This window comes from Nevskia ramosa DSM 11499, from assembly GCF_000420645.1.
Taxonomy (GTDB): domain Bacteria; phylum Pseudomonadota; class Gammaproteobacteria; order Nevskiales; family Nevskiaceae; genus Nevskia; species Nevskia ramosa.
This window is the reverse complement of record NZ_ATVI01000005.1, coordinates 729,070-748,888: the sequence shown is the minus strand read 5'-3', so window position 1 is coordinate 748,888 and position 19,819 is coordinate 729,070. Positions and strand designations below refer to the sequence as shown.

Below are 19,819 nucleotides of genomic sequence, written 5' to 3'. Positions count from 1 at the left end.
CCTCGGCTCGAGGCCCCGCACAATGTTCGTGCAGCCTCGTTCACTGCCTGTGCAGATGCACGGCAACGGGGCAATTGGTTTGAGAAAAATTGCCGCTTTTGCCTGTTCATTCGAAGAACGCCACTTGGCGCATCAACTTAAAATTCACATTGCACTGAATATTGAGTTGGGAAAGGTTTCGGAGCATCAGTAACTGTTTAATCCGACGCGGATAATTTCCTGAAAATCCTTTTCTGGTATGGACTTGCCGATACCAATTGCCTTACTTTTGCCATTTTCCCGATTTTTATCAGTAACATCGCTGTTAGCCAACCGATTTCACTTGGCGATCACGGAAGGCTCAAGACTTCATAACTGTGATACTGTTACCGCCGCTGGGGGTGACATGGTTTCGACAGCGGTTGGAAATTCGACGTGCATGCCGAGGTGCTTTCTTCCTCGTAAAACTTGAAAGCAACCAAGCTAGTTGCGAACGACGCTAACTACGCCCTCGCCGCTTAATCCCGGCGAGCGGTTGCCCCGGTGGTGTTGATGCCCCGGAAGCAGCCGTCGACTCTCATCAACTCGCGATAAAGGCAGGTCACTTGCCGATACGCTAAAACCCAAAGTGAATAAGTGAGCGCGTTCCGTGCCTGTCCGGGAGCGACCAACGAAAAATAAAGACTGGCTAAGCATGTAGATCGAAGAACGGAAGATTGTTGGACGCGGGTTCGATTCCCGCCACCTCCACCATTTTTAAAGGCCGCCAGCGAGCGGCCTTCTTGTTGATGGGACTGACGGCCAGATTTCATGACGCCACAGTCAGTCACGGCCCCGCTGCAATGGCCCTTGAGCGGTGCGATCTGGATAACTTCCGCTTCTGGTGCACTTATTGCTAAACGGCTTAAGCTAAGCATCAGTTCAACTTTTCCCGATCACGCGTCATCCATGAAATTCACCTGGGTCGTGTGCCAACATTCGGCAATCGTTACAAGCGGTCGCGGTTTCATGTGGCAGCTCAAATCTCGACATTGTTTTGAAACATTTTCTCAATTCCGAAACAACAGGATTTAGCTCTTGTCTGAATATACGTAACCAGTGACATAACTGTAAAAAACTGCCGGTAAACTTCCCCTCTACTGAATCATTCAGCTAAAGTACAGCGATGACTGCCAACAACCTCGTTTTCATTGTCATGGACAGCTGCCGTTATGACAGCTATCTCGCCGCCAAACGTCCGAATATGGACAGGATCGGGGTCGGTTCGAAGCGCTATTCGTTTGCGTCCTGGACGAGCCCTTCGCACTACACCTACCTGATGGGCATGATTCCGCACACGAGCCCGCAGGGCGTGTTCGCGTCCGAGGTCTACAAGAAGGATTTCTCGCTGTGGGTTGATCGGCTCGCGGTCAAGGACCTTTCGTTCAAGAGTTTCATCCCGCAGCTTTCGTTGCCGCATGTGCTCCAGCAGAACGGTTACCGCACTTCGGCCAAGGTTTCGCTGCCGGTGCTGAATCCGTTCTCGCATCTGAACAAGCATTTCGACGACTACAAGTTGATGGCGAATCACAACGACTTCGCCGGCATGGTCAAGCAGATCGAGTTCGACAAGTCCGAGCCGCAGTTCTACTTCCTGAATCTCGGCGAAACGCATTACCCGTTCATGCTCGACCCGAAGAACATGCCGCACATCTCCGGCGTGCACGGTGTGTTCAAGCGCATGGATGACAACCTCGGCGCGGAGACTGAAGACAAGTTCTTCGACGAGGAGCAGATGTGCGATCTGCACAAGCAGCAGATCAAGTGCGTCGAATACGTCGATGAAGTGCTTGACGATCTGATCGCGAAAGCGCCGCTGAATACGCATTTCGTCATCACGGCCGATCATGGTGAGTGCTTTGGCGAAGGTGGCTATTTCGGCCACGGCCCGATCGTTCACGAGAAAGTGCTGGAAGTTCCGTTTCTGGAAGGCAAGAAGCGTTAGTCAGCCGCTCATCGCAGTATGAGGACCAAGCGACGGCAGGTTTGAACCGTCGCGCTGACAGGGAAGTATTGAACACGGGCACCTTGCGACAACGACCGGGGTGCTGCGGCCGCTGGCGTGCATCTGCCGACTCGGGATAGTCAGCAAGAGCGTGTCAGAACGGTACCGCCGTCTTCGGACGGGGTATCGGCACGCGCCGCGAGAAGTTGAGGGTCGGGCGGGATTCAAGGTCATGTGGCCGCGTCAATGAACAGGGAGAGCGGCAGTGCTTCACGACAGTTTCGATGTATTCGCCATAGCCCCGGCTGACTCAGCCCACCCCGGAATCGCAGCCGCGACGGCGCGAGCCGGCGGCACCGGTGTCCTCGATCTTGAATTCAGCCGGGATGATCTCCGCGCTGCCAGTGCCTTTTCCCGTCTGCTGTCGGCAACCGATGGCCGTATCGGCCTGCGCACGGACATCGCGCATCTGCCGCTTGCCGGCCGATTGATCGAAGAAGCCGGCGATCGCGGCCTAAGTCTGATCCTGACCGGCACGCCGGCGCAGCAGGCCCAGATCGCCGCCGCACTCGCACCGGGCGGCCAGCATCGAGTGCTCGTCGAAGTCATCGATGTGGCCCACATCGGCCTGTTCCCGTTCGCGCATCACGGCGTGATTGCCAAGGGTCACGAAGCGGGCGGCTGGGTCGGCGCCGATACCAGCTACATCCTTGCCCAGAAGCTGCTCGGCAAGACTGCCGAAACCAATACTCTTCCGATCTACATTCAGGGCGGCATCGGCGTGCACAGCGCCGCAGCCTTGCGGGCGATGGGCGCAGCCGGCGTGATCTTCGAAGATCAGCTGCTGCTGCTCGCCGAATCGCCGTTGCCGGAAACATTGCAGAACGAGCTTGTGCGCCTGAACGGCGCCGAGACCCGGCTATTCGGCGAATTGGTTGATCTGCCCTGCCGCGTCTACAGCCGACCAGGCACTCCAGCGCTGAAGGCGGCAGAAGACGACAACAATCGCGTCGAATCGGGCGACCTGTCGCTCGCCGACTGGCGCGTGAAGTTGAGCCAGAACCTGGGCTGGAACGGAGGCGAGCAGTTCATGCCGATCGGCCAGGGCATCGGCCTCGCAGCGACCTATCGCAGCCAGTATCGGAACGTCGGCCGCTTCATTCAGGCCGTGCGCAAGGCCAGCCTCAAGCACGTCGAATCCGCTGTCACGACCGGTTTCATGGCACCGGGCGGCGCCCTGGCCAAGTCGCACGGCACAGCGTTCCCGATCGCCCAGGGGCCGATGACCCGCGTTTCGGATTCGCCCGAATTCGCCTACCAGGTGTCGAAGAACGGCGCCTTGCCGTTCTTGGCCTTGGCGCTTTATCGCGGCCCTCAGATTCTGGAGATGCTCCAGCAGACCAAGGCGCGCATGACCCAGGCCGATGGCAGCGAGCTGCCCTGGGGCGTGGGCCTGCTCGGCTTCGTGCCGCACAGCTTGCGTGAAGAGCAGATCGCCGCGGTCTGGCAGTGCAAGCCGACCTACGCGCTGATTGCCGGTGGCCGTCCTGACCAGGCCGCGCACTTCGAGAAAGAAGGCATCCCGACTTACATCCACGCACCAGCGCCTGCGCTGCTGCGGATGTACATCGAGCAGGGCGCCAAGCGCTTCGTGTTCGAAGGCCGCGAATGTGGTGGCCACATCGGCCCGCTGGCCAGCTTCCCGCTCTGGGAGCAGATGATCGAAGTGCTGCTTGCCGACGTGAAACCGGGCAGCGAGTCTGGTTATCACATCCTATTTGCCGGCGGCATCCACAACGCGGCCTCGGGCGCGATGCTCGCCGCCCTCGCCGCACCGCTCGCGGCGCGCGGCATGAATGTCGGCTGCATCATGGGCACCGCTTACCTGTTCACCCAGGAAATCGTCGACAGCGGTGCCGTGGTCAAGGGCTTCCGCGACGCAGCGATCAGCTGCGACAAGACCGTCAATTTCGAGACCGGCCCCGGCCATTCGACGCGCTGCGTCGATACGCCGTTCTTCCGTGAATTCCGCGATGCGCGCAAGGAACTGCTGCGCGAAGGCGTCGGCGCCGATGAACTGCGCGACCGCCTCGAAGACATGAACATGGGCCGCATGCGCGTGGCCTCGAAAGGCCTGAATCGCGATGCCAGCGGCCAGATCGTCGAGGTGAGCGAAGCCGACCAGTACAAGGACGGCATGTTCATGATCGGCCAGGTCGCCACGCTTCGCGACAGCGTCGTCACCCTTGATGCACTGCACCGCGAAGTCACCGAAGGCGGCATGGCGATGCTGCGGGCCGTGGTTGCTGGCAAGGCGACGCGCAAGCAGGAAGCCAAGCCTTCCGACATCGCCATCGTCGGCGTCGGCACCTTGCTGCCGAAGGCGACCAACGCCGAGAAATACTGGGAAAACATTGTCGACCAGGTCTGCGTGATCGGCGAAGTGCCGAAGGATCGCTGGGACTGGAAGATGTACTTCGACGCCGACCGCAAGGCCCGCGACAAGGTCTATTCGCGCTGGGGCGGCTTCCTCGACGAAGTGGCCTTCGATCCGATTTCCTACGGCATTCCGCCGAAGTCGATGAAGTCGATCGACCCGATGCAGCTGCTGACGCTCGAAGTCACCCGTCGTGCCCTCGCCGATGCCGGCATGAGCGATGGTGATTTCGATCGCGAGAACACCAGCGTCATCCTCGGTGCCGGTGGTGGTCTCGGCGATCTCGGCACCCAGTACGCGGTGCGTGCCGAACTGCCCCGCTTCGTCGACATCGACGACAAGACGGTCTGGGAACGCCTGCCGGAATGGACCGAAGAATCGTTCGCCGGCACCCTGCTGAACGTGGCCGCGGGCCGGGTCACCAACCGCATGGATTTCGGTGGCCTGAACTTCACCATCGACGCCGCCTGCGCGTCCTCGCTGGCCGCGATCTCGATCGCCGTCAACGAGCTTGAAGCCGGCCGCACCAGCGTCGCCATCGCCGGCGGCATCGACACCGTGCAGAGCCCGTTCGGCTTCCTGTGCTTTTCGAAGACCCAGGCGCTGTCGCCGAACGGCAAGCCGAAAACCTTCGATACCAACGCCGATGGCATCGCGATCAGCGAAGGCCTGGCGGTGATCGTGCTCAAGCGCCTCGCCGATGCCGAGGCCGCGGGCGACCGCATCTATGCGGTGATCAAGTCGGTCGCCGGTTCCAGTGATGGCCGTGCCCTCGGCCTCACCGCACCGCGTCCGGAAGGCCAGAAGCTGGCGCTGAAACGCGCCTATGCCCGCGCCGGTTTTTCGCCGGCGACGCTCGGCATGGCCGAAGCGCATGGCACTGGCACGCCGGTTGGCGATCGCGCCGAAGCGCGCACGATCACCGAATCGCTGGCGGCCGAAGGTGCTGCGCCGAAAACGGTCGCGATCAGCTCGGTCAAGACCCTGCTCGGCCACACCAAGGCCAGCGCCGGCGTTTCCGGCTTGATCAAGGTGGCGATGTCGCTGTATCACCGCACCCTGCCGGCGCATTACGGCGTCGACAAACCGATCGACATCATTGCCGATCCGAACGCCCCGGTTTATCTGCTGAAGGACGCGCGGCCGTGGATCGCCCATCCGGATCATCCGCGCCGTGGCGGCGTGTCGGCCTTTGGTTTCGGCGGCACCAATTTCCATGCAGTGCTCGAGGAGTACGCAGGAAATTTCATCTCCGCATCGCCGGCCGGAGCTACGCGCTGGCCACAGGAACTGTTCGTGTTCCGCGCCAGGGACGAGGCTCAGCTGGCCGGCGATCTCGGCCGCTTTGTCGCGGCACTCCGCGTTGGCAGCAACGTCAAGTTCCGCGACCTCGCCTACTCGCTGGCCAAGCAGGCTGAAGCGCGTGCCGGCTCGCCGCTGTGTCTGGCGCTGGTCGCCAAGGACTTCACCAGCCTGCTCGCCGATCTCGAAGCCAGCATCGCCAGCCTCGCCGGCAACGGCAAGCCGCTGCCGCAATCGGTGCGCTTCAGCAAGAGCGTGCCGACGACGGCGCCGCAGCTAGGCTTCCTGTTTCCGGGCCAGGGCTCGCAGTCCGTCAACATGGGCCGCGAGACGGCGCTGTATGTCGAGGAACTGCGCGCTGCGCTGGAGTTCGCCGATGCGACTCTGCGCGCCGAATTCCCCGCACTGCTGTCGCGGACGATCATGCCGCCAGCGGCGTTCGATGCCGATGCCGAAGTGGCTCAGAGCAAGGCGCTGACCAATACCCGCGTCGTGCAACCTGCGATCGGCACGCTGTCGCTGGGCTACACCCGTCTGGCCGAGCGCCTGGGCCTGACGGCCGTCGCCGCAGCCGGTCACAGCTATGGCGAGTACGCCGCGCTACATGCCGCGGGTGCGATGTCGGCAACCGATTTCCTGAAGCTGTCGGCAGTGCGCGGTCGCTGCATGGCCGATGCCTCCGAAACCAGCGAAAAGGGCGCTATGGCGGCCGTTCAGGCCAGGCGCGAAACCGTTGCTGCTGCAATTGCCGGCATCAAGGGCGTCAAGATCGCCAACCACAACGCGCCGGAACAGGCGGTGATTTCCGGCCCGGCAGCCGGTGTCGAGCTGGCCGCGAAGGCGCTTGAAGCCGGCGGCGCGCGGGTCACTCGCCTCGCCGTGTCGGGCGCCTTCCATACCGAGCTCGTGGCCGCGGCGCAGACCGGCTTGTCGGCCGCGATCGCCGCCAGTGCGATCAGCGTTCCGCGTATCACCGTCTACTCGAACACCACTGCCAAGCCTTATCCGTCCGATGTCGCGAGTATCAAGAAAACGCTCGACGGCCATCTGCTGAACAGCGTCGAATTCGTCGCCGAAATCGAGGCGATGTACGCAGCGGGCGTGCGCGCATTCGCCGAGCTTGGTCCGAAAGGCACTTGCGCGAACATGGCCAAGGCCACGCTTGCTGGCAAGGACGCCGTCTGTGTCTCGCTCGACGGCAACGGCGGCGGCATCCGCGGTCTGCTGCTGGGCCTGGCCGAACTGGTCGTCGCCGGCGTGCCGGTGGCACTGAGCCGCTTGTTCGACAACCGCGATCCGCAACTGCTGGATATCGCCAAGCTTGCGGATCTGATCAAGCCGGAAGCGATCCCGAAGCACGCCTGGATGATCAGCGGCGGTTGCGCCCGCGAGCAGTCCGACACCTCGTTCCGCACCGGCAAGCTGCCGGCTTACGACGCCGCTTCGCTCGCGGCAATGCAGGCCAAGCTGAAGATCGAGCGTACCGTCACGATCCAGGCGCCCGCCTCTGCCGCCGCACCGACTGCCGCGATGATCCCGGCTGCCACTGCGTCTTCCGTCAGCCCAGCGCTGGGCGCCGAAGCGCTCGCGGCCTATCAGCAGACGATGCGTCAGTTCCTGCAGTTGCAGGAGCGCGTCGTGTCGCAGTTCCTCAGCGGCGGCAGCGCTGCTGCGCCTTCAAGCTTGCCGACGCTGCCGGTCATGCCGATCGCGGCACCGGTTGCGGCCGTTGTCGCGCCAGCGCCAAGACCCGCGCCAGTCGTTGCAGCTGCCAAGGCAGAAGCGCCGAAAGCCGTCGTTGTGGCGGCACCGGCAGCCATCGCAGTCAGCTTCGACCCGACCGCGGCGCTGCTCGAAATCGTTGCCGATCGCACCGGTTATCCGCAGGACATGCTCGGCCTCGATCAGGATCTGGAAGCCGAACTCGGTATCGATTCGATCAAGCGGGTCGAGATTCTCGGCGCCTTCCAGAAAAAGCTGCCGGCCGCCGCCGGTGACGCGATGCAGGCCGGCATGGAGCGCTACACCCGCGCCCGCACGCTGACCGCGATTCTCGATACCGCCAAGGCCGATCTGGCCAGGCTCGGCGTTTCGGCCAATGTCGTTGCGCCCGCCACCGCCAGCGTTGCAGTTCCGTTGGTAGCCAACACCGCGCCGGCGATCGATCAGGCGCAGGTCGAAAAGATCCTGCTCGACATCGTTGCCGATCGCACCGGTTATCCGACTGACATGCTCGGCCTCGATCAGGATCTGGAAGCCGAACTTGGCATTGATTCGATCAAGCGCGTGGAAATCCTCGGCGCATTGCAGAAAGCCTTGCCGGCCGCTGCCGGCGACGCGATGCAGGCCGGCATGGAGCGCTTCACCCGCGCCCGCTCGCTGAACGCGATTCTGGGCGCCGCGATGGCGATCATCCCGGCTTCGGCTGCGGTGGCTGCTGTCAGCGCACCGGCGGTCTTGCCAGCAGCCGTTCCGACAGCGCCAGTCGCAGCGTCCTTCGACCGTGCCGCCGCCCAGAAGCTGCTGCTCGACATCGTTGCCGATCGCACCGGTTATCCCACCGACATGCTCGGCCTCGATCAGGATCTGGAAGCCGAACTCGGCATCGATTCGATCAAGCGCGTGGAGATTCTCGGTGCGCTGCAGAAAGCACTGCCGGCAGCGATCGGCGATGCGATGCAGGCCGGTATGGAGCGCTTCACTCGCGCCCGTAGCTTGAGCGCCATTCTCGATGCGGCAGCCTCTCTGGCACCGGCTGCGACTGCCGCTCCAGTGGCCGCAGCCGTCGCGGTTGCACCACCCGTAGCGGTTGCCGTCGCAGGTCTTGATCGCGCCGCAATGCAAGCGCAGTTGCTGGACATCGTTGCCGACCGCACCGGTTATCCCACCGACATGCTCGGCCTCGATCAGGACCTGGAAGCCGAACTCGGCATCGATTCGATCAAGCGCGTGGAAATCCTCGGTGCGCTGCAGAAGGCTTTGCCGCCGGTGCAGGCAGAGGCGATGCAGAGCGGCATGGAGCGCTTCACCCGCGCCCGTACGCTGAACACGATCCTCGATGCGGCGGCCAGCCTGTCGCCAGCCGCGCCAGCTGTTGCGGCTCAGGCCGTTGCAGCACCTGTAGCGAGCGCAGCAGCGCCTGTCGCCACGATCGACCGCGGCAGCCTCACTGCGCTGCTGCTCGACATCGTTGCCGACCGCACCGGCTACCCCACCGACATGCTCGGCCTCGATCAGGATCTGGAAGCCGAACTCGGCATCGATTCGATCAAGCGCGTGGAAATTCTCGGCGCGATGCAGAAGGCCTTGCCGGCGGCTCAGGCCGATGCCATGCAGGCCGGCATGGAGCGCTTCACCCGCGCCCGTTCGCTGAACGCGATCCTCGATGCCGTCGGCACGCTGGCGCCGGCCGTGGCTGCTGCAGCGCCTGCAGTTGCTGCAGTCAGCGCTGTGGTGCAGTTCACCGCGGTCAGCGAAACGATTCCACGCTATGTGCCACGTGCCCGGCGCGTGCCGCTGTCGAGGCAGCGCCATGCCATTGCCGGCCTGTATCTGTTGACGGCAGACGGCGAAGGCATCGCTGCCAAGCTTGCCAAGCGCATCGACAAGGCGGGCGGCAAGGCCGCCGTGATCGCGGCCAGCGATGCGATCGAGCCGGCCGCGCTTGCGAAGACGCTGGACGGTCTGCGCAAGCAGCACGGCAAGGTCACCGGCTTCGTGCATCTGGCTACGCTGAACGCGGTTGCTGCAGACGATCTCGCAAGCTGGAAGCAGCAGAGCGCGCTGCAGGCGAAGGCGCTGTTCTGGCTGCTGCAGCAGACCATGAGCGATCTCGCTTCGGGGCCATCGGTCGCACTGGCCGCCAGCCGTTTCGGCGGCAGTCTCGGCCGTGAATCCGAAGGCAGCAGCTTGCCGCAGGCGGGTGCTGCCGTCGGCCTGTTCAACTGCGCGACGCAGGAGATTCCGACACTGCGCGCCCGCCTCGTCGACTTCGAAACCGAAGCGACGGCGGATGCCATCGTCGATGCCTTGATCGATGAGTTGGCGGTCGATGAAGTGCGCACCGAAATCGGTTACGCCGAAGGCCAGCGCTACGGCTACACGCATGCGCCGGAAGCGGTATCCGATCATCCGTTCGCACCGCATCTGGCGCCGGCGGGCGACTGGGTGGTGATGATCACCGGCGGCGCTCGCGGCATTACCGCCGAAATCGCCGAGGAACTGGTCCGGCCCGGGATGCATCTGGTGCTGCTCGGCCGCACGGCGCTGCCGGGCATCGAAAGCCCGGCCACGGCCGGCATCGCCAAGGAAGCGGAACTCAAGAAGACGCTGCTGGCTCAGGTGCTCGCCGCCGGCCGCAAGCCGACGCCGGTGGAGCTGGAACGCGAACTGCGCGCCGTGCTTGCCGATCGCGAAATCCGCAGCAACATCGCCAGGCTGACGGCGAAGGGTGCCGTCGTCGACTACCGCACTTGCGATGTCCGCAACCCGGCGGTGTTCGGCACGCTGATCGACGCGATCTACACCCAGTACGGCCGCATCGACGCCGTGCTGCATGGCGCCGGCGTGATCGAGGACAAGCGCATTCCGGACAAGACGCCAGAGTCCTTCGATCGCGTCTACGACACCAAGGTCGACAGCGCCTGGACGCTGGCGACCAAGCTGCGGCCTGAAGGCCTGCAGTTGCTGGCACTGTTCACCAGCGTCTCCGGCCGCTTCGGCAATACCGGCCAGTCCGACTACGCCGCCGCCAACGAAACCCTGAACCGCCTCGCCTGGCAGCTGCACCGGCGCTGGAACGGCGTGCGGGTGATCTCGGTGAACTGGGGTCCCTGGGACGCCGGCATGGCCAGCCAGCAGGTTCGCGATGCCTTCCGCGCTCGCAACATCGTGCCGATCCCGGTGCCGGCCGGCCGTCGCTGGTTCATGGACGAGCTAGCCTACGGCCCGCGCAAGGATGTCGAACTGGTCGCCGGTGAAGGTCCCTGGGATCGCGACCTGGGCGGCGAAGTGCTTGAAGCCGCAACGGCAGACGCCGGCGCCTTGCCGCTGATCCGTCAGCCGCTGCGCATGGGTGCCGGTGGCGCCGTGGTCTTCGAGCAGACGATCAGCCTGCACAGCGATCCCTATCTCGGCGATCACCGCCTCGATGCCAAGCCGGTGATGCCGGCGGCAACCGCGCTGGAGTACATGGCGCAGTTCGCAGCAGCGGGCTGGCCGGAGTGGAAGGTCGTCGAGATTCGTGACCTGCGCGCGTTCTCCGGCATCGTGCTGGACGGCGACAGCAGTGAGAAGACACTGTTGCTGCGCGCGCGCTCGTCCACCCATTCCGATGCCGGCTCGCAAGCGGTCACCGTCGAACTGTTCGATCCGCCGCGCAAGACCCCGAGCTACCGCTGCAGCGTGATCCTGCTGCCGCAAGTGCCGGAAGCGCCGCTCGCCGAACCGGCGGCCGTGCTGAACAGCGGCGCGCCGATGGACACGGCGATGATGTACGCCGATCACCTGTTCCACGGCCCGCAGTTCCAGCTGGTCACCGAAGTCGCCTGCATGTCGATGGAAGGCATCGATGCCACGGTCATCGCCACCTCGCCATCGGCGATGCTTGGCGCGCCCGGCGATGGCGCTCGCTGGCTGTTCGATTTCGGCCTGGTCGACACTGGCCCGCAGCTGGCGCTGGTCTGGGGCCGGGTGATGCATGGCAAGACGGCGCTGCCGTCGAGCTTCGGCAAGGTCGCCCGCTACGGCAACGATCCGGTCACCGGCAAGCTGCGCATCGCCATCCGCATGAAGCCGGCGGCCCACGATGCCGGCGTGCGCTACGACATGCAGTTCATCGATGCCGGCGGCCGTGTGCGCCTGGCGTTCAGCGATGCCGAAAGCACGATGAGCGCGGCGCTGAATCGTCTGGCCGGCAATAGCTGAGCCTTGCCGAACGCCTGCCGATCATGAGTAAAGCCCTCGACATCGCCATCATCGGGATGGCCGGCGCCTATGCCGGCGCCAAGGACGCGGCCACGTTCTGGCAGAACATCCTCAACGGCGTCGATGCCGTGGCCGAGGCCGGGCCGGAATGGGCCGGGCCGTACGTCGATGCCGATGCCAAGAGCAACGACCGCATCTACACCACGCGCGGAGGCTTCCTTCGCGATCTCGCCGAAGTCGATCTGAGCGAGCTCGGCGTGATGCCGAACACGCTCGACGGCGGCGAGCCGGATCACATGCTGGCGCTGCGCTTCGCTCGCGATGCGCTGGTCGATTCCGGCTATCTCAACAAGCATTTCGATCGCGAGCGCTGCGGTATCGTGCTCGGCCGCGGCACCTACGTGAACCGCGGCATCATGACCATGGTGCAGCACGGCCTGATCATGGATCAGACGATGGAGCTGATCCGCGGCCTGCGCCCGGATCTGACCCCCGAAGAACTGACCAAGCTCAAAGCCCAGTTCAAGAAGCAGCTGCCGCCGTACAACGCGGAGATGGTCGGCCTGCTGACGCCGAACGTGATCGCCGGCCTGATCGCCAACCGGCTCGATCTGATGGGGCCGAACTTCATCATCGACGCCGCCTGTGCATCGAGCCTGATCGCCATCGAACTGGCGACCCGCGAGATCAACTCCGGCCGCTGCGACATGATGATCACCGGCGGCGTGCAGGCGCAGTGTCCGCCGCAGCTGTACATGCAGTTCTGCCAGATCGGCGCGCTCTCGCACGGCCAGTTGCGGCCGTTTCAGAAGGGTGCTGACGGTACGCTGCTTGGCGAAGGCGTCGGCGTCATCGTGCTCAAGAAGCTGTCGCTCGCCGAAGCGGATGGCGATCGCATCTACGCCGTGATCAAGGGCATCGGCTCCGCATCCGATGGCAAGGCCAAGGGCCTGCTGACGCCGCGTCTGGAAGGCGAAGTGCTGGCGCTGAAGCGCGCCTATGAATCGAGCGGCATCGACCCTTCGACGATCGGCCTGATCGAAGCCCACGGCACCGGGACGAGAGTCGGCGACAAGACCGAGATCCAGTCGCTGGGCACGCTGTTCGGCCCGCGGGTCGGCGATCTGCCAAGCATCGCCCTTGGCTCGGTGAAGTCGATGATCTCGCACTGCCTGCCGGCCTCCGGCAGCGCCTCGATCATCAAGACCGCGTTGGCACTGCATCACAAGATTCTGCCGCCGATGCTTTGCGACGAGGTCGATCCGGATCTCGGCATCGAGCGCACGCCGTTCTACATCAACACTCAGGCGCGGCCGTGGATTCACGGCGGACCGCATCCGCGCCGCGCCGGTGTCAACGCCTTCGGCTTCGGTGGCATCAACGCTCACATCATTCTCGAAGAGTACCGGCCGGCCGACGGACACAAGCTCAACGCCGGGCTGCTGCACGTGCCGGGACATAGCGAGCTGTTGACCCTCGCTGCGGATAGCCTTGCCGGGCTCGTAGATCTCGTGCGCCAGTTGCTGGCGCATGCCAGGGCCGAAGCCAAATCGAGTCTCGCGACGCTGGCGAAAGCGAGCACCGCCCACAGCCGTGGCGAGCACCGTCTCGCCGTGGTCGCCAATGACCCGGCCGATCTCGCCACCAAGCTCGACCAGGCGCTGACCAAGCTGAGTCACACGGAAGTCGCGCCGTTCAAGCTGCGCGGCGGCGTGCACTACGGTCATGGCGCTGCACCCGGCAAGGTCTGCTTCGTGTTTCCGGGCGAAGGCGCGCAATACCCGAACATGCTGGCCGACCTCTGCCTGAACTTCCCGCAGATCCGCGAGTGGTTCGATTTCATCGATGAAACCGCCGTGCGCCGCTGCAGCCCGCTGCGCGCCCCGGTGGTGTTCCCGGCGCCGACCTGCGTGCCGGCCGGCGTTCGCGAGCGCCTCGACGGCGAATTGTTCGAAACCGATATCGCCGCCGAATCAGTGTTCGCTGCAAGCATCGGCCTGTTCACCCTGCTCGACGATCTGGGCTTCAAGCCGGACGCGATGCTCGGCCATTCCACCGGCGAGAACACCGCGATCACCGCCAGCGGCGTGCGCCGTTACGAGCACCGCGAAGAGATCGCCGACACGGTGCGCGATCTCAACCTTATCTACGGCGATCTCGACCGCGAAGGCCAGATCGTCGAAGGCAGCCTGCTGACCATCGGTGCCCTGAAACCAGCAGCGCGCGCGCAGCTGCTGGCCGAGCACGGCCGCGGCCAGCCTGCCCCCGCGAAGATTCTCGTCGCGATGGACAACTGCCCGAACCAGCTGGTGCTGTTCGGCTCGCGTTTCGACATCGCCGAGCTGAAGGAAAAGCTTTCTGCCGAAGGCGCGATCTGCGCCGAGCTGCCGTTCGGCCGCGCCTATCACACCGCGCTGTTCCATCCGGTGGCCGAGGCCTATCGCGAGTACTACCAATCGCTGGAGTTCGGCCCGGGCCGCGCGGTGCTGTACAGCGCCTGCAGCGTCGGCCCGTTTCCGGATGATGCCGACGAGATTCGCGAGCTGGCCTGCCTGCAGTGGGAAGCGCCGGTGCGCTTCACCGAGACCATCGAACAGCTCTACGCCGATGGGGTGCGCGTGTTCGTCGAGATCGGCCCGAGCGGCAACCTGACCTCGTTCATCGATGACACCCTGCGCAGCCGCAACGATGTCATCGCGCTGAGCACCAACAGCCGCCGCAAGCCCGGCGTGACCCATCTGCAGCAAACCCTGGCGCAGCTGTTCGCGCTCGGCGTCAGCTTTGATCCGGCGAAACTCTTCGAGCAGCGCGAGATTGCGCCGCTGTCGCTGGGCGCTGTGCCGTTGGGTGCTGCGCGCCAAAAGCCGCGCATCAAGCTGCAGATGCCCTTGGTGCATCTGCCGGCCGACGTCCCTCCGATGCCGCGGGTTCAGCCGAGCGCAACCACGCCCCCCTCTCCGGTCGTCGCCTTGTCGGCAAAGACGGCGCTGCCGATCGAACCGGCGCAGACGTCGCCGCCCGCGGCGCCGGTCGATGTGCGTCTGGAAGCGCTGAAGAATCACTTTGCGCTGATGCAGGATTTCCTCGACAGCCAGGCGCGAGTGCTCGATGGTTTCGCCGGCAATGCGCCGGCGATCGAAGCGGCCGATCCCTCGCGTGCCGATCCGCATCGCTATCCGCTGCTTGGCCGGATCACCGAACAGAACGCAACACGGCTGAGCTGCGAGCGCCGCTACGACCTCGCCTCGGATCTGTTCCTGCGCGATCACGCGCTCGGTTCGGCGCCGAGTGCGCAGCAGGCCGATCTGCTGGCACTGAGCGTCATCCCGTTCACCTTCAGCATGGAAATCGTCGCCGAAGCGGCCTGTCTGCTGACCGGCGATTCCCTGCGCCTGATCGGTCTGGATTCATCACGCGGCCATCGCTGGCTCGGCCTCGATGGCGGCACGCTCGATCTGCGTATCGTGGCCGAAAGAATCTCTGCCGATGTGGCGCAGCCGGGCGTCGAAAGAGTATCGGTGCGCCTGTTCCAGAACGGCGTCGGCGGCCCCGCCGGTGGCGTGCTGGTGTTCGAAGCGATCGCCCTGCTCGGAGCCGCTTTCCCGACAGCTCCGGCGGCACGGTCGTGGTCGGCCGCGGACAGCAAGCCTTCCCGCAGCAACCCGGATGGCGAGTTGTACAGCCGCGGCATGTTCCATGGCCCGCGCCTGCAGGGCGTGACGTCGATCCGCCGCTGGGCCGATGAAGCGATCGAAGCCGACATGGTGACGATCGCCACGCACGACTATTTCCGCTTCACCACGCAGCCGCAGTTCCGCACCGATCCGGCACTGCTCGATGCCGCCGGCCAGGTGGTCGGCTACTGGCTGACCGAGCGCTTCGCCTGGGGCTTCAACTGCTTCCCGTACCACGTCGGGACTTTCCGCCAGTACGCGCCGATGCCTCCGGCCGGCACCCGGGTGATCTGCCGCTGCGACGTCAAGATGACCGATCCGCTGCGCATCGAAGCGCATCTCGATGTGCTCGACGCGGACGGCCGTCTGCTGATGCGAGCAGCGAACTGGGAAGACCGCAAGTTCACCGTGCCAGAGGCTTACTACAGCTTCCGCATGGCGCCGCAGACCGCTTTCCTCAGCGAACCCTTCCAGGCCGAAACCCTGGCTGCTGCCGGTGTCATCGCCCGCCGTGTGCCGGCATTCGACGATGGTTTTCTCGATCAGGGCTTCAGCATCTGGAAGCGCGTGCTCGCCAATCTGGTACTGGACGACGACGAGCGCCGCGACTGGTACGCGCTGCCGGTCACCGGCCCGCAGCGCGAGGCGTGGCTGCTCGGCCGCGTCGCCGCCAAGGACGCGGTGCGGGTCTGGCTCAAGCAGACTCACGGTGCGCTCGTCGCGCCCTCGGATATCGCCATCGCCAGTACTGCCGACGGCAGCCTGCGGCTGCTGCGCATCGATGGTGTCGCGCTGACTGCGCTGCCGTCGATCTCGATCAGCGAGCATGGTGGTCATGCGCTTGCGGCTTGCGCGGCGCCTGGTCTGGGCATCGGCATCGATTACCAGCGGCTCGATCGTCCACCCGTCGAAGGTGCACAAGCTTCTGCCGTCGGCGATGCCGAACGTCAGCGCTTCCTCGCTGGACTGACGAGTGCCGAGCAGGATCGCGCCGTCACCGCACTCGCCAGTGCCAAACGAGCTGCTGCACGCGCCGCCGGACTTGAGGACGACTCGGCAAGTGCAGACTGGCAAGTCGTCGATGGTGCCGTGCCGCGCGCTGCGGCACCGGTCGGTGCGGTGCTGGTTCGCCATGCGGGCGCCGATCACGCCGTGGCGCTGCATCTCGGACCGGACGAAGTGTTCGCGCTGTCTCTGCTTTCGCTGTCAGCCAGCAGCGGCCCTCGCGCCGCTGTGGCCTAGATTCTGCTGCGTACTGCTACACACCCCCTGCTGTCACACCTATAACGATTCAAGGCGGACCTCTGATGACCACCAAGACTCTCTTCATCGGCATGGACGGCTGCACGTTCACCGTGCTGAACGAAATGACCCGCGACCTTCCTGGCGAAGGCATCACCATGCCGTTCCTTTCCAACCTGATGGCCAAGGGTTCGCGCGCCAATCTGCGTTCGACACCGAACCCGCTGACACCCCCGGCCTGGACCTCGATCATGACCGGCCGCGGCCCCGGCCAGCACGGCGTGTTCGATTTCATCCGCGCCGAGGACAAGGGCGGCGAGGTCTACTGGACCCTGTACGACTCCCGCGATGTCGATTCGGAAATGATCTGGTCGATCGCCAGCCGTCAGGGCAAGTCGATCGCCGCGCTGAATTTCCCGTTGACCGCGCCGCCACCGAAGCACGTCAATGGTTCGATCGTGCCGGGCTTCATTCCGGCCAAGCATCTGCGTCGCAATTCGACGCCGGGCCTGTTCGAGCGCCTGAAGGACGCGATTCCGGGCTTCGATGCCAAGGAATTGGCCTGGGACTTCGACAACGAGAAGCAGGCGCTCGAAGTGCTCAACGACAACGACATGGAACAGTGGGTGCGCTATCACCTGCCGCGTGAAGAGCAGTGGTTCAACATTGCCGAGTACATCCTGCAGAACGATGCACCGGATCTGATGGCGGTGATGTTCGATGGCACCGACAAGATCCAGCATCAGGCCTGGCAGTTCGTCGATCCGGCGCTGGTGCCGGCCGAACGCACCGAGTTCTACGACCGCATGCGCGCCGTCTGCCGCGAGTACTTCGCCAACGTCGATCGCTACATCGAAAAGCTGGTGACCATGGCGGGCCCGGAATGCCAGGTGTTCTTCGCCTCCGATCACGGCTTCACCGCCACCGTCGAGACGCTGCGCATCAATGCCTTCCTCGAAGATCTGGGCTATCTGAAGTGGGCGGTGAACGACGGCAGCGAGCAGGCGATCCGTCGCGAAGCCAGCGATTTCGCCAATCTCGACTGGGCCAATACCACGGCCTATTGCCGCACGCCGTCCTCGAACGGCATCCACATCCGCGTCTCGACCAAGCCGGGCGAGCCGGGCATCCAGCAGGCCGACTACATCCCGTTCCGCGACAAGCTGATCGAGGATCTGAAGACGCTGCGCAACGATGATGGCGAGCCGGTGATCGTCGACGTGCTGAAGCGCGAGGAATGGTTCCCGGGCCAGCACATGGAGCGCGCCTGCGATCTCACCCTGGTGCTGCGCGACAACGGTTTCGTGTCGATCCGCAATCTGAAGCCGGTGGTGGTCAAGCGTCCGAGCCCGGCCGGCACCCATCACCCGGATGGCATCTTCATGGCCTACGGCAAGGGCATTGCTGCCAATGGCCAGGTCGAACGTCTCGATATCCGCGACGTCTGCCCAACCCTGCTCTACAGCCTGGGCCTGCCAGTGCCGAGCGATTTCGAAGGCAAGGCCGCAGAACCGTTCTTCACCGCCAACTGGCTGACCGAGCACCCGGTCAAGATCGGCAAGCCGACCGTCGGTGCCGGCGAAAAGGCCAAGGCCGAAGACATGGACGAAGAAGAAAAGCGCCAGATCATCGAGCAGTTGCAGATGCTCGGTTACATGGAATGACACGGACGTAACCAGCTTGTCTCAGAGAACCATGGAACGGAAACAGGGACTGACCGCGGCACAGCTGTTCGAACAAGGTGTCTGCATCGACGACGGCAACAACAAGGTTTTCGATTTTTGCTTCGAACGGCCAGCGATGATCCATGGACACCGACTGAAAAGTTGCACTATGGGGGCCTACGGGTTCTACAACGCGGCGGGATTGGCGAGCGCGTACCGCACGCATTTCGGCCGTTACTCGCAGGTCGGGGAGTCGACGATCGTCGGCCCGCCGGAGCACCCGATGACCATGTTCAGCACCCATCCGTTCGCGTTCTCGCGGCCATCGCATATGCCGAAGATGTATCAGATGCCCGACTTCGCCCGGATCTCGCCGGGCGAAGACGCGGGCCCGTCCTGGGCAGACAGCGAAACCTCGACCGATACCTACATCGGCCATGAGGCTTACGTGGGCGCCGGCAGCTTCGTGCGGCGCGGAGTGAAGGTTGGTGTTGGCGCGGTGATCGGCGCCCGCAGCGTGGTGACCCGCGACGTGCCGCCGTACGCGATCGTTGCAGGCTCTCCGGCGCGCGTGCTGCGCTATCGCTACCCGGATCATCTGATCGAACGCTTCCTCAAACTCGCGTGGTGGGATTACGATCTCGGATTGGTAACGCATGATGTGAACTGGGCCGATACCCAGCGCACGCTGGAATTTCTCGAACAAAAAGTCGCCGACAATGCGCTTGCCAAGCTCGTTCCGGAAACCTACCGCGTGAGCAGCGTTGGCAAGAACTACAGCCTCGAAAAACTGGCTGCTCCGCTTTACTAAAACTCTCCTTGGCATGACCGCATCCGGCCTTTCGTCTCACGATCTGCTTTCCTATGGCCTGATGCTCGATCCAGGTCGCTCAAGAATCGCATTGCATCTTCGCTTCGAGCGTCCGACCTATCTCTACGGGCATCGCTTGAAGGGCTGCTCGATCGGCGCTTTCGCGTACTTCAACGCTGCCGGTACCACCAGCGCCTATCGCTGCAACATCGGCCGCTACGCGCAGATCGGCGAATCCTCGATCCTCGGGCCACCCGAGCATCCGATGAACTGGTTCAGCTCGCATCCATTCGCGTTCACGCGGCCGAAGTACATGCCGAACATGTATCAGTTCGAAGATTTCGCGCGTCTGGCGCCGGACGCTCAGGATGGTCCCTCATACGCCGATTCGATGCCGATCGAAACCACGATCGGGCACGAGGCCTATGTCGGCGTCGGCAGCTTCATCAAGCGCGGCGTGCGTATCGGCCACGGTGCGGTGGTCGGTGCAAAGAGTATCGTCACCAAGGACGTGCCTGACTATGCAATCGTCACCGGCTCGCCGGCGAAGCTCATCCGCATGCGCTTCGCCGAACCGCTGGTCGAGCGCTTCCTCAAATTGCAATGGTGGCTATATGACCTCGCTCCGCACAAGAAGCGGGTCGATTTCTCGAAGACCGAAGCGACACTCGACTACTTCGAGGAACAACTCGCAGACGGCAAACTCGAATTACTGAAGCCGCCGACCTATTCGATCCGCCCGACTGCGACCGGCTACGATCTGGAAACGCTGCCTGTACCGCTGTACTGACGCTTTCCCAC

Annotated in this window: 6 protein-coding genes and 1 other RNA gene; all 7 read left to right on the top strand. The window is 64.0% G+C overall.

Annotated elements, in window-relative coordinates; all coding sequences use genetic code 11:
- Positions 1-376 precede the first annotated feature (376 nt).
- Positions 377-732, top strand: a transfer-messenger RNA (tmRNA) gene (ssrA, locus tag G513_RS25325).
- Between the two features lie 412 nt (positions 733-1,144).
- On the top strand, positions 1,145-1,963 hold the full coding sequence (locus tag G513_RS0104100; RefSeq protein ID WP_022975554.1) for a sulfatase-like hydrolase/transferase: 819 nt from the start codon (positions 1,145-1,147) through the stop codon (positions 1,961-1,963).
- Between the two features lie 265 nt (positions 1,964-2,228).
- Positions 2,229-11,627 carry a type I polyketide synthase gene (locus G513_RS0104095; protein ID WP_022975553.1) on the top strand — a complete coding sequence of 3,133 codons (9,399 nt, stop codon included), beginning with the start codon at positions 2,229-2,231 and terminating at the stop codon, positions 11,625-11,627.
- A gap of 23 nt (positions 11,628-11,650) precedes the next feature.
- Positions 11,651-16,543: a type I polyketide synthase gene (locus G513_RS0104090; RefSeq protein WP_022975552.1), complete on the top strand. Its 4,893-nt coding sequence runs from the start codon at positions 11,651-11,653 to the stop codon at positions 16,541-16,543.
- 65 nt (positions 16,544-16,608) lie between these two features.
- The gene (locus G513_RS0104085; protein ID WP_022975551.1) at positions 16,609-18,207 is read left to right on the top strand and encodes an alkaline phosphatase family protein; all 1,599 of its coding nucleotides are present in this window, start codon (positions 16,609-16,611) and stop codon (positions 18,205-18,207) included.
- A gap of 31 nt (positions 18,208-18,238) precedes the next feature.
- Entirely contained in the window at positions 18,239-19,018 is a 780-nt protein-coding gene (locus G513_RS26360; RefSeq protein ID WP_156891390.1) for a CatB-related O-acetyltransferase, read from the top strand.
- A 13-nt stretch (positions 19,019-19,031) separates the two neighbouring features.
- Complete coding sequence (locus G513_RS0104075; protein ID WP_022975550.1) at positions 19,032-19,808, top strand: CatB-related O-acetyltransferase; 777 nt, start codon at positions 19,032-19,034, stop codon at positions 19,806-19,808.
- The last annotated feature ends 11 nt before the right edge of the window (positions 19,809-19,819 follow it).

Excerpts from the sequence above, each read along its gene's own strand:
- G513_RS0104100 (WP_022975554.1), top strand. The coding sequence starts at position 1,145 with ATGACTGCCAACAACCTCGTTTTCATTGTCATGGACAGCTGCCGTTAT.
- G513_RS0104090 (WP_022975552.1), top strand. The coding sequence starts at position 11,651 with ATGAGTAAAGCCCTCGACATCGCCATCATCGGGATGGCCGGCGCCTAT.
- G513_RS0104085 (WP_022975551.1), top strand. The coding sequence starts at position 16,609 with ATGACCACCAAGACTCTCTTCATCGGCATGGACGGCTGCACGTTCACC.
- G513_RS26360 (WP_156891390.1), top strand. The coding sequence starts at position 18,239 with ATGGAACGGAAACAGGGACTGACCGCGGCACAGCTGTTCGAACAAGGT.
- G513_RS0104075 (WP_022975550.1), top strand. The coding sequence starts at position 19,032 with ATGACCGCATCCGGCCTTTCGTCTCACGATCTGCTTTCCTATGGCCTG.